Source organism: Synechococcales cyanobacterium T60_A2020_003, assembly GCA_015272205.1.
Lineage (GTDB): Bacteria > Cyanobacteriota > Cyanobacteriia > RECH01 > RECH01 > JACYMB01.
In genome coordinates this window covers 32455-44461 of sequence record JACYMB010000168.1, presented here as the reverse complement: position 1 = coordinate 44461, position 12007 = coordinate 32455, and the positions used below count along the sequence as shown (strand labels likewise).

Sequence of the window (12007 nt, the reverse complement as noted above, 5' to 3'; positions counted from 1 at the left end):
AGTACCTCTAGCAAGTCACTGACATGGTGGCTCATGCTGACGACATAGGTATTGCAAATCGGCACACCAAACTCCTGATGCAGGCGACGCACCATGCGGAAGGTCTGAATGGTCTCTGACGTTTTATCGGAGAAGGGTAGCTCGCTCGGAATCAGCGGTCGGCGGGTTTTGAGTTCCTGAACCAGCCAAGCTGTCCGGGCTTCTTCACTCATCTCATCGTAGGGGCAATCGAGAATGCCAAGATACTCTACGATTTCATTGACCGTATCGGAGTGGCGAGAACTTTCTTGCCGAATATCCAGGTGAGCAAGGTTGAAGCCATAGATTTCAGCCTGACAGATCAGGTTATCCAACGCTTGGCAACTGAGTCCCGTTTCCTTGAGACTACGGTGGATGAGACGAAGTTCTGCTAAGAAATCCTCGCCGCTGGTATACATGGTGTTGGAATTGACAGGAATATCGTCTTTGAAGCCATCCCCGTTATAAAGCTGCATGTTGCGGTCGTAGGTGTTCTCCAGCCGTTGTTGAATGTACGCTAGCTTTAATCGATAGGGTTCTTGGCGGTAGCGAATGGCCAACTGCTCGTAAACGGCTGGAAAATGCATTTGATCTTGCTCTAGGGATTCCAGCAGCTCAGGAAGAACGTCACTCCAATGCAGCGACATGCTGAGAAGCTGCGTTAGATTTTTGACGGACTGAATATACTTTTGAAGGACTAAGCTTCGCTGATAGCAGGCCGTTTTCCACGTTACTTCTGGTGTTACTGATGGGTTGCCGTCCCGGTCGGAACCTACCCATGACCCAAACTTACAGAAATCAGGGCGAGGCGGACGCAGCCGAGGAAATGTACTGTGCAATGCCCGCTCAAAGCGGTGGTAGAGATGGGGAACAATATCGAAGAGGACTTCATTGAAGTAGTGCAGCGTGTAATCGACTTCATCTAGCACCGTTGGTTTAAACTGATGGAGTTCATCAGTCCGCCACCAAAGTCGGAGCTCTTCAGTGAGCTGATTGCGGAGCTCGTCTGCTTCCCAGGATGTGTAGGCGACATGGGACGCAGAGGCGTCCTGGATTTGATCCAGTTGCCGCATGATGTGACCAATGCGCCGCTGCTTGTCTCGAATGGTATGACGGACAATCTCGGTTGGGTGGGCCGTGAAGACGAGGCGAATGTCTAGTTTATCGACGAGGCGCTGAATGAGGCGGGGAGGAACATTCAGGCTGCGAAGTTTTGGAAAAAGTCCCTGTAGGGTGCGTGACTCGCGCCGAACCATCATCGAGTCTTGGAGAGTTTTTTGAAGAATTTCAGCCTGCGCTCCTCTAGATGGATTTTCGCTGTTGGCAGATGTAGGTTCTTCTTCCATGGCGGCATACACTGCAGTAAGCCGTTCGCTATCTTCACGATACTGCTGCTGCTGCCCTCGCTGTTCGTAGTGTTGCTCTACAATGTTGATGAGCTGGAAATATAGGGCAAAGGCGCGGGCAGCACGGATGGCTTCATTTAAATCAAGCTGCTCGACCAGTTGGAGGGCATTCGCTTCTGGAGTACTAGCGGCTTGCCCTTCCGGGGAACAGAGCGATCGCAACTCTTGTAGGAGATCGACGAGTTCTTGTCCACATTCTTCACGAAGGACGCTTTCCCATAAGTCTTCGACCATTTTGATACGCCGTCGTAGCAGTAGATCAGAGGATGACGAATTTGAGAGATCAGAATTTTGATCGTCCAACATTAATTTGTCCTCTACTACTGCACCAGAAGAACGGAAGGCGTCATCGGAGGATTGAAGAATTGAACTCATAGTCTGCCCTGGCAACAATACCGCGGATTGAGATAGAACATGTAGGCGCGAACGTCAGCAATATTAAAAAACGGAAGCAAGAGACTGTGGGTAGAGCTAGTAGGCTGACGCCTGGGTAGAAACGTAAGCGAATTTCAACTTAAACGTGATAATCCTTAGAAACTGGGAGGAACCGACCAGAATATTGGTCTACCCCAATATTGTTAGATAATGAGTTGTAACGAGCAAGCGACTTAAGACAACTCCGTTTTATTAGCAGCAGCATATGTCTCTTAACTGGGTTGGGTGCTTGAATCAACAGCAAGTTAGGTAGTTTGAGCTTAAGAGAAAATAGCGTTTGCTTCAGTAACGCAGATATCTTGCATAAACAAAGTTTTTACTTTAATAGGTGCAAGCACTATGCCTGCCGCTAAAGCGTAACACTCTGAAGCGCTTGGAATCAACTGAAATACTAGCCTCGTAAAACCTCCGTAGATCATCACCTCAAGGTTGAGAGGATTGCGTTGAAGTGGATGCATTCGAAAGGTTGAGGAGAGGGAGGCGATCGCCCCGGAAAATTTCTTCGCTGGCCTGTCCAAGCTCGATCACAGTCCGCGCTATCAGCTTTGTGCTCACTAGCCCTACTAGAAGTGGAATGGTTGCCACTCCAAGCATAATATCCAACGGCAGAGGAGAGGAGGAAGAGCGATTCATGGCAACTCAAAATCAAGGGCGAACATGAATCGGGATGACAGGATTCGAACCTGCGGCCCCTTCGTCCCGAACGAAGTGCGCTACCAAGCTGCGCTACATCCCGCAATGCAGCATATTTGCTGATCAAACAACATTCTAAAGGATTGCGGACAGCTTGGCTACCAACTCTGAAGGGGCGATCGTTTAACCATGTAAAAAAAGCAGGACTCTACTGGTGTAGAAAATCCTGCCAAAGGGAGCGGAGTGCTCATGAAGATGTCTAGAGAGCGTTCTGTTGCTCGTGGTCTTAGGAGAGGAACGGTTTATGGTTCTGTCCGCAGCGTTTGAGGCTGCAAGTGCGCCACCATTTGCTCCAACCCCCGCTGGATGCGTCGCGATACGGTCATGGGGCTGACCCCAATGTGCTTGGCAACCTCTTTACGAGACATGCCTTTGAAAAACACATACTCAATTGCTGCGCGAGTCTTGTCTTCCAACTGCGCTAGTGCTCCTTGCAGAAGTTGGCGTTCTTCTTCCAGGTTTTGGAGGTTTTGGGAATATTGATCCGGCAACAGGTCGCCCAGGGTCATTTGCGAGTCTATTTGCTGACTCACCAACGCATCAAGGCTGAGCGGCGAACGGTTCTTGAGAGAAATCTTGAGATCGCGCCATTCCTGAACCGAGATTCCCATGACTTCAACCATTTCTGCTTCGGATGGTTCCCGTCCGAGGCTCCGGGTCATCTTCTGTTGGAGTCGGTGGGCTTCTTTTTGCATTTCTTGTAAGCGACGGGGCACTTTCACGGCTGCACCGCGATCGCGTAAATAATGGAGCATTTCGCCGCGAATATAGGGAACCGCAAAGGAGCTGAATGCACAGCCTTGACTGGGATTAAAACGCTCGACGGCGCGAATCAAACCCATATAGCCAATCTGTTCCAAATCTTCGTAGGGCTCAAGACATTGTTGACTAACCCGATGGGCAATCTTACGGACTAGACCTGCATTGAGTCGCACAAGCTTGTTACGCAGTGCCACGGTTGGCCGCTGCTGATATTGCATCAGCAATTCTAGACTGTGGGAGCGGAGGGACGATTGATTAGCCTTCATCTAAGACACCAACATGCTTCATTTGTGCCTATTCTCTGAATATTGCTCAGGTGTCACCATCGTCTTTCTACGGGAATGGCGAGGAGCGGTCAGAGGGGGATCAGCGTAAACACGGAATGGATGTCATGGTTCTAGCGATAGATACATAAGATGCTCCCGTTACAGTTCTTAAGACTACGCCAAGGAGCGGGGAGCAATGCTGGGCAACGACTGGTGTTTGTGCAGGAAATGTAGGGCTAACGGCTAAAGACAGGGCGATCGCACTGCTGACGCCATGGGGGAATACTATAGAAAGTGTGGACGAATGCTAAGGAAGCGCTGTAAACATACTCCAAACTCTACAGACGGTGTATAACTAGGGAATATTTCGCCTACATCCCTAAGGGTAGCGCTTGGATAAACCTGAGATACCTAAAGCTATGTACTGAAGATCAGGACATCAGCCCTGATTTGAGGATGCGTTCTCGATCCCTCTCGTTTGACAGGCTAAATCAATATTGGTTCTGGGGGAGGGGTGTAAAAGTAGATGACTCGCAGGTTTGAGCAGTCGCCCGTCGTCTGCTGGCGCTATTTTGAGAAAATGTAAAGAAGTGTTGCGACGTTCGTAATCATTTGGGTTAAAAGTTGTTTCAAGCCAATGAATGATCGACCAGATGTCACTGGAGCCCATATCAGTTTTGAGATTGACTCGACATCGAGTCGGCAATCCCAAGGGCAAGTCTGGATTGAAATACCGAATCTGCCAAACGTTTCGGAAACGGCTCCGTACGGGGTTGGCTTTCAGCCAATGCCGACTCCAGAGGCTCGTATGAATACGCCAGAGCCTGATGCACGGAACGGCTTGAAGGATCCATCGGTTGCTCCATGGCCATCTGGGGCGTCTGTGGTATCCCCCGCGTCTGCACCAGAGGCTCGTCAGCAGGGTAAATCCGCCGCGCGATCGCCCAACAGGCGGACTGATCGGGGTAGAACCAATGAGCGTAATGGACGTAATCCGTCTCATCCTGCGGCGATTCCGCCTTTGAAACCGTCGCTGCCTAAACCTGTCCCCTCAGATCAACGATTTAATCGATTTAATAATGTAGATTTTGGGGTATCTCCTCTCCAAGGTGTAAAACTCCCGCAGGACTTATCTGCGTTAACCGAGGTTCCCGACCTGTTGCGTCAATCGGAGCAAAGCAGTGCTTTACCCAAAGCCAAATCGGGTCAACACCGATCCCGCGTTCGTCCACAAATTCGCCCAAAGAAAAACGCGATTCAGCCCCTATGGTTGCATACGAAGCAGGCAACGGAGCCCATGGCTCAGTCGGTAGCTCAGCGCATACCTTCCCCAGCGGCGATCGCCCACAAAGCCCAGGATCTTGGACAGCTAGCGCGGCACTCATTGCGGAAACTGTGGGGGGTTCCGACCTTGTGGCTCGGTATTTTGACCCTATCGAGTAGCATGGGGGCGATCGCTTTTTTGACGTTGGCTCATCAACCCCCTGCCCCCGACTGTCAAGCACTGTCGGCATTATCTCCAGAGATTGATAAGCTCTATTGTGCTCAGCAGGCCGCCCAATCCGGCGAAGTGAATGATTTGGTGGCAGGTATTAATCTGGTGCAGGGATGGACGGAAGAACATCCGCTGTATCGAGAAGGCCAGGAAGCGCTAACCCAGTGGTCAAAGGCGTTACTGGCGATCGCCAACGATAAATTTGATCAGAGTGATCCCTACAGCGCGATTAGTGTCGCGAGCCATATTCCGCGCAATAGTGCAGTCTATGCCGATGCTCAGCAGGCGATCGCCGATTGGCAGGCGGAATGGCAGAACGGTGAGACGATCTATAAAGCAGCGGAAGCGGCGATTAAGGCACGCAACTGGCCGTTGGCGAATGAAAAACTGTTAGATCTGGGTCGGCTCCATCACGATTTTTGGCGACAGAAACAGGCCGACTACCTAGCACAGCGGATTGTGGATGAAAAGCAGGCTTGGCAGGTGCTTGACCAAGCCCGGAAGCTGGCCGCCACCAATAAGCTGACGGATATTGGCAAGGCGATTACGGTTGCACGCACCATCTCGCCGAATACGTTTGTCTGGGAAACGGCTCAAACGGATCAGGAGCGCTGGAGTCAGGCATTGCTGAATGTGGGGATGGATCACTGGCAGAAAGGCAATATCAGCACGGCAGTCGATCTGATTCGTCAAATCCCGATTTCCACCAAAGCGTTTCCAGAGGCTACGGATCTGATTCTCTATAGCCACGCGCAATATTGGGCAAGGTCAGCCCAGAACCAATCGTGGATGCCCTCGCTTCAGGAAATGTGGAACCTGAATGCGGCGATCGCGGCGGCGCGTCAGATTGATCCCCAAAGTCCGCTCTACGCCGATGCCCAGGGACAGGCGAAGGCGTGGCAGCAACAGTTGCAGGATTTACTAGATCTAAAAGTGGCGGACTGGTTTGCCGATGCGGGGCAGCGTTCGACCTATCAACTTGCCATTGAGCAGGCGAGTCAGATCGGCAGCGATCGCCCCCGGCGGGTGCAGGCTCAAACGCTGATGGCGCACTGGAAGCTGGAAATTGAACGCTTGGAAGATCGCCCGATTCTCGATCGCGCCTATCGGATGGCGGGACAACGGACGATCCCGATGCTGCAAGCGGCGATCGCGGAGGCCAGCCAAGTCCAGCAGGGGCGTGCCCTCCGCCTAGAGGCGCAAACCTCCATTGCCCACTGGAAGCTGGAGATTGAACGCATCGAAGATCAGCCGCTCCTGGATGACGCGATCGCCTTGGCGAATCAGGGACGGTTATCAGAAGCCATTGAGGCGGCAAAACGAATTCAGCCCAAGCGGGCGCTTTACGACGAGGCACAGTCCTTAGCCAATACCTGGCAAACCACGATTGACAATGCGGCCATTGCCGAGGATCGGAAAATTCTCGATCGCGCCTATGGGTACGCCATGCGGGAGTGGTACTCGGTCGCTATCGATATTGCGTCGCAGATTGCACCGGGACGTCCGCTGTATGGTGAGGCACAGGCGGCGATCGCCAACTGGAAAGATGCACGGGCAGCGTTCCGTCGGGCTAGAGGTTTGGCTCCCCAGGAGTCTGACTCATCATCATCCTATGAGGGGTATTACAGTCCTCAGTAGACCCCCCCCTGGTAAAACTAGTAAAGCCCGCATAAGGGCGGGCTTTGCCTAAAAAACTTTTTCTTGCAGCAAGCCAATCAACGGAAATGGGGTGACCCGTGTGTAAACCGTTGCTGGGATGCCTATCGACCTTGGCGAGAAATAAACTTCTCGAATGTGGCTTGGGTTTGATACAAGAGTTGCTCACGACTGTCTGCTGCATCCCGCATGGGTGGAACCAAGTTCCGAGCTTGCAGGGTCATGTGAAGTTGAAGGTGGGCAACGTATTCACTGAAATCTTCGCGCGCTGCTGAGCTAGATTGAAAATCAGATGTCAACATTAAACTTGCTTCCTCTCAAGAGCTTTGTCCTAGGGACAAAGTTACTTTTGTTAAAAGTCAACGTTATAGACGTTATCACGGGAACTGCCGAAAAATTCTGTCTCTGCAATGAAGTGTTACGCTTTGGTGTTGATGTGTTGAACAACGCAAAGTCACCTCAAGATCTTGGGCGTCGCAACTGAAGGGTTGCGTAGGGCAGGGGGGGACTCCTATATCTCACCACCCGTATGAACGGCTGTTATAAGTACAGGTGATCTATACTTAAAGAGGCTTGGACATAGGATTCATGGACTGGTTAAGGCTCCAAAAAGCACTAAGGTACGAGGCTGAGCAGGGGTTTAACAACCTCATGGGGAAGCAGTACCAATTTAGTGAATTCCTGCAATTGAGCCTTGCCCAGCCCCCGGAAACGCTACCCTCTGCGGAGCGCGATCGCTGTCAGACCCTTGCCCGTCAGTATGGCGAGTATGCCGATCTCAGCTTTGCCCAACGCCAGCATCTCGTCGCCGATACCCGTCGCTTCATCTATCAGGCGCAGCGGTTAACGGAGTCCGCCACAATTCAATCCTCCCGGACAGCCGAACCGTCTGGTGCAACGAATCATGGATCAACCCCCAAACAAGCCACAACCCCACGAACTGCACCAGTAGTGCGATCGCGCACCCCGATAGAGCTAGACCAAGCCCTGACCTATCTTCCAGGCGTTGGGGCACGAAATAGCGATCGCCTAGCCAAACTTGGCCTCTACACCGTTCGCGATCTGCTTTACTACTATCCCCGTGACCACATCGACTATGCACGACAGGTCAATATTAAAGATCTAGTGCCGGGGGAAACGGTCACGATCATTGCAACGGTGAAAAGCTGCAACTGTTTCACCAGTCCCCGGAATTCAAAGCTATCGATTTTTGAGCTGACCCTGCGGGATCCCTCTGGACAAATGCGGGTCAGCCGTTTCTTTGCCGGAAAGCGGTTTAGCAATCGTGGGTGGCAGGAACAGCAAAAGCGCCTCTATCCCAAAGGGGCAACGGTGGCGGCCTCTGGATTGGTAAAGCAGAATCAGTACGGGATCACGCTGGAAGAACCGCAAATTGAGCTGATCGATCATGTAGAGAGCAGCATTGATTCCCTAACGGTGGGGCGGATTGTGCCGATCTATCCCCTCTCGGAAGGAATTTCGGCGGATGTGGTGCGAAAAGCGGTGGTTGGGGCGTTGCCTGCGATCGCCCGCATTCCGGAGGCGTTGCCCGACGAGATTCGCCAGGACTATGGCCTGATCGGGATTCAGGAGGCGATCGCCCACATCCATTTCCCCCCAGATCAGGAGGCTCTGCAAGCGGCACGACGACGGTTAGTGTTTGACGAATTTTTCTACCTGCAATTAGGTTTGCTGCAACGACGGGCGCAGCAGCGACAGGAACAAACGAACGTCGTACTGGCTCCCACAGGCGAGCTGATCGACGCGTTTTATGAAACTCTGCCGTTTAAATTCACCGATGCTCAGCAGCGAGTCGTGAACGATATTTTGAACGATCTCCAGCAACCGATCCCTATGAATCGCCTCGTCCAGGGAGATGTGGGATCTGGAAAAACCGTGGTAGCCGTGGTGGCGATTCTGGCGGCGATCCAGGCGGGATATCAGGCGGCGTTTATGGCTCCGACAGAGGTTTTGGCGGAACAGCATTACCACAAGCTTGTGTCTTGGTTTAATGCGCTGCATCTGTCGGTGGAATTGTTGACGGGATCAACCCGCACCGCTAAGCGTCGCCAAATTCATCAGGAACTGGAAACCGGGGAATTGCCGCTTCTCGTTGGTACCCATGCCCTGATCGAAGATCCGGTGAAATTCCAGCAGTTGGGACTGGTGGTGATTGATGAACAGCATCGCTTTGGTGTGGCACAACGGGCAAAACTTCAGCAAAAAGGCGATCGCCCCCACGTGTTGACCATGACCGCAACCCCGATTCCACGCACCCTCGCCTTAACCCTCCACGGAGATCTCGATGTCAGTCAAATTGACGAACTGCCCCCCGGACGGAAACCGATTCAAACGACGGTTCTAGGGGGACGCGATCGCGCCCATGCCTATGATCTAATGCGGCGCGAGATTGCCCAGGGTCGCCAGGTGTATGTGGTATTGCCGTTGGTGGATGAGTCGGAAAAGCTGGATCTGCGTTCGGCGATTGAGGAATTTCATCGCTTGCAGGAGATCGTGTTTCCAGAGTTTCAAGTGGGCTTGCTGCACGGGCGGATGTCGTCAGCGGAAAAAGAAGAGGCGATCGCCCAATTTCGGGATCAAAAAACTCACATTCTAGTGTCCACGACGGTGGTAGAGGTCGGGGTTGATGTGCCGAACGCCAGCGTAATGTTGATTGAACACGCGGAACGTTTCGGGCTGTCCCAACTCCACCAGTTGCGGGGACGGGTCGGACGGGGAGCCGATCAATCCTACTGTTTGCTAATGAGCAATTCCAAGGCGGAAACAGCACGCCAGCGGTTGAAAGTGCTGGAACAGTCACAGGATGGTTTCTTTATTTCGGAAATGGATATGCGGTTCCGGGGGCCAGGGGAGGTGCTAGGAACTCGTCAGTCCGGATTGCCCGACTTTGCCCTCGCCAGTTTGGTCGAAGATCAGGCGGTGTTGGATATTGCGCGGCAGGCCGCCGAAGCCCTCACCCAGACCGACCCGATGCTGCAATCCCATCCGGTTTTGCTGAAGGAACTGGTCTACCGCTACCAGAAACTGATGGGCGGCACGATTTTGACGTGATATCAAATCTACGGAAATCCCCATTATCTATACGGGCGGGTTTAGCAGCTTGAACCCAGCCAGCATCAAGGTTTAAAGGCAAAACCCGCCCCTCCACGACGGATGAATCATGGATGAACCGAATTTGATGGGATGGGCGATCGCCCTATCCGTCGCTTGCTTAATATTTCACAACATCTTTAGACTAAGAGGTGTAGCGTTGCCCGATCTGCCCTATGCTGCTTCGTCCTGATCACCGCAGCAAACTTGATGAAACTAATGATCTGTTCTTTTACGACTATCCCCGCTTTGTCACCCACGTAGACGACGGGTTTATTCGCCAGCTTACGGATCTGTATCGCGATCGCCTGTCGCCCAACACTCGCATTCTTGACCTGATGAGCAGTTGGGTGTCCCATTTGCCTGATGAGATGGCATTTGCCCATGTGGAAGGGCATGGCCTGAATGCAGAGGAACTGGCTAAAAACCCACGATTGGATCACTATTTCGTTCAAAATCTCAACCAAGATTTAAAACTACCGTTCCCCGATGCCTCCTTTGATGCGGTGCTGAACACGGTGTCAGTTCAGTATTTGCAATATCCCGAAGCGATCTTTAGCGAAATCTATCGGGTGCTGAAACCCGGTGGACTGGCGATCGTCAGCTTCTCAAACCGGATGTTTTACCAAAAGGCGATCCAGATCTGGCGGGACAATACCGAAGAAGGGCGGGTTCAGCTTGTAAAAGGCTATTTTGATGCGGTTGCCGGATTCAGTCCGCCAGATGTCATTGAGCGCAAGCCTCCGTTGCCCTCTCTGTTCCAACTGTTGGGGATGCCGAGCGGCGATCCTTTCTATGCGGTGATCGCCCAGCGCTGCTAGAAGCGCCTACAACCATCGTGAAAAATTGCAATAGTTGTTTACATTGTGTTACAAATAAGGGCATAGAGGGTTGGTTTTGCGCCAACTCTTGTCTACAGCCTCAATGTGGTAATAGAGTCTCCCAAAACTCCATTACAGAAGTCTCCCTAAATGTGATGTACTCCGGTCGGGTTGTCCGGAGTTTTTTATAGCTTAATCACGCTTAGAAAATACGCGGTTGGACGTTTTGGGGCACATTAACCACTGGTATTCATGAGTGCCTGAAACCTCTGATCATGGCGCATGGTGTCAAATTCAGAATCCGTTTTTGCCATTACTTTATACAGGTTCGGGCTGAGAATCATGGCTCGATACAAGTTATTAACTGTTGAGGAAAGATCGCCCAGCGCAGCGCAGGAGCGAGCTTTGCCATACCAAGCTTGAGGATTGTCGGACTTGGCTCGAATCGAACGATCGAAACTGGCGATCGCCTCCTCATGCCGTTCTAGTTTTGCCAGCACTAGGCCGCGAGAATTCCAAGCGTAGTAGCACTTCGGTTGGATCGAAAGGCTGATGTCAAAGCTGGTCAGGGCATCTTCATAGCGATGGAGTGCTAAAAGGGCTACCCCTTGTTGTACCAAGCGTGGTAGTTTTCGGGTTTGATCTCTACCGCTTTGTCGAAGCAGGCGATCGCATCTTTGTGGCGTCCCATGCCTACGTAGGCGTGACCTTTGTTGTACCAGGCACGATAATCCTGGCGTTCCAGTGTGGTTGCCCGATCCAGGGCTTGTACTGCATCTTTGTAGCGTTCGAGTTTGGTTAAGACCACACCTTTACCATGCCAAGCCGTTTCGAGCTTTGATTTAATCCGAATGGCGCGATCAAAGGTTTCCAAGGATTCTGGCAGCATCTCTAAGGCCGAGAGAGCATGTCCCCGATAGGCCCACGCCTCGGCGTCATCGGGATGGCGTGCCAGATGCTTATCAAATTTGGCGATCGCCACTTCATAGCGACCGAGCTTATAGAGCTTGCGCCCCTGATCATACAGAGCCTTATCGGTGGAATCGTTTGTCATGGTAGAGCCTGAAAGCTGACTCAAGAACTAGTTCCCCAGATTCAAATGAGCGAGATGCCCAACAAGGGTGCAGTGTTCAATGTCAAGACTGCAAACCCGATCACAATGATCACCATTAGAGAGCTTCATCTGGCAATGCGCGGCTGCCCTATGAAGCCTACGAAACACTTCAGCGCCATGTACGGATTCAATAGACTGCGATCGCTCAGCATTATGGTCTACGGCTCAGACCCAATCAATCCGTGATATGTCTAAGATATGTCTAACTTGGATGAACACCCTGAAGCAGA

General features: G+C 52.0%; 9 protein-coding genes and 1 tRNA gene. 3 read left to right on the top strand and 7 right to left on the bottom strand.

The features are described 5' to 3' along the window. The 4 genes from IGR76_08985 to IGR76_08970 all read right to left on the bottom strand — a co-directional run. Window positions 1-1799: phosphoenolpyruvate carboxylase (locus IGR76_08985; protein ID MBF2078641.1), on the bottom strand; the 1799-nt coding region annotated here is incomplete at its 3' end. Window positions 1800-2282: 483 nt separating this feature from the next. Further along, window positions 2283-2492 (bottom strand): hypothetical protein, encoded by a 210-nt coding sequence (locus tag IGR76_08980; GenBank protein MBF2078640.1) that lies wholly within the window; start codon window positions 2490-2492, stop codon window positions 2283-2285. 29 nt (window positions 2493-2521) lie between these two features. Further along, window positions 2522-2595 (bottom strand) — tRNA-Pro (locus IGR76_08975). A gap of 199 nt (window positions 2596-2794) precedes the next feature. Further along, window positions 2795-3580, bottom strand: a complete 786-nt coding sequence (locus IGR76_08970) for a sigma-70 family RNA polymerase sigma factor (GenBank protein MBF2078639.1) — start codon at window positions 3578-3580, stop codon at window positions 2795-2797. A gap of 637 nt (window positions 3581-4217) precedes the next feature. Between IGR76_08970 and IGR76_08965 the strand changes: the two genes are divergently transcribed. Continuing rightward, the gene (locus IGR76_08965) at window positions 4218-6713 is read left to right on the top strand and encodes a hypothetical protein (GenBank protein ID MBF2078638.1); all 2496 of its coding nucleotides are present in this window, start codon (window positions 4218-4220) and stop codon (window positions 6711-6713) included. A gap of 122 nt (window positions 6714-6835) precedes the next feature. On the opposite strand, the gene IGR76_08960 is transcribed toward IGR76_08965, so the two are convergent. Continuing rightward, the gene (locus IGR76_08960; GenBank protein MBF2078637.1) at window positions 6836-7033 is read right to left on the bottom strand and encodes a hypothetical protein; all 198 of its coding nucleotides are present in this window, start codon (window positions 7031-7033) and stop codon (window positions 6836-6838) included. Window positions 7034-7319: 286 nt separating this feature from the next. Between IGR76_08960 and recG the strand changes: the two genes are divergently transcribed. Continuing rightward, window positions 7320-9803: an ATP-dependent DNA helicase RecG gene (gene recG, locus IGR76_08955; GenBank protein ID MBF2078636.1), complete on the top strand. Its 2484-nt coding sequence runs from the start codon at window positions 7320-7322 to the stop codon at window positions 9801-9803. A 215-nt stretch (window positions 9804-10018) separates the two neighbouring features. Further along, a complete protein-coding gene (locus tag IGR76_08950; GenBank protein ID MBF2078635.1) occupies window positions 10019-10663 on the top strand; it encodes a class I SAM-dependent methyltransferase in 645 nt (214 codons plus the stop codon). 236 nt (window positions 10664-10899) lie between these two features. Here IGR76_08950 and IGR76_08945 read toward each other — a convergent pair whose 3' ends face one another. Together IGR76_08945 and IGR76_08940 are read right to left on the bottom strand one after the other, a co-directional pair. After that, window positions 10900-11283, bottom strand: coding sequence for a tetratricopeptide repeat protein (locus tag IGR76_08945; GenBank protein MBF2078634.1), 384 nt, complete (start codon window positions 11281-11283; stop codon window positions 10900-10902). Then, window positions 11265-11717 carry a tetratricopeptide repeat protein gene (locus IGR76_08940; GenBank protein MBF2078633.1) on the bottom strand — a complete coding sequence of 151 codons (453 nt, stop codon included), beginning with the start codon at window positions 11715-11717 and terminating at the stop codon, window positions 11265-11267. Before IGR76_08940 ends, IGR76_08945 begins: the two co-directional genes overlap by 19 nt. Window positions 11718-12007 lie beyond the last annotated feature (290 nt).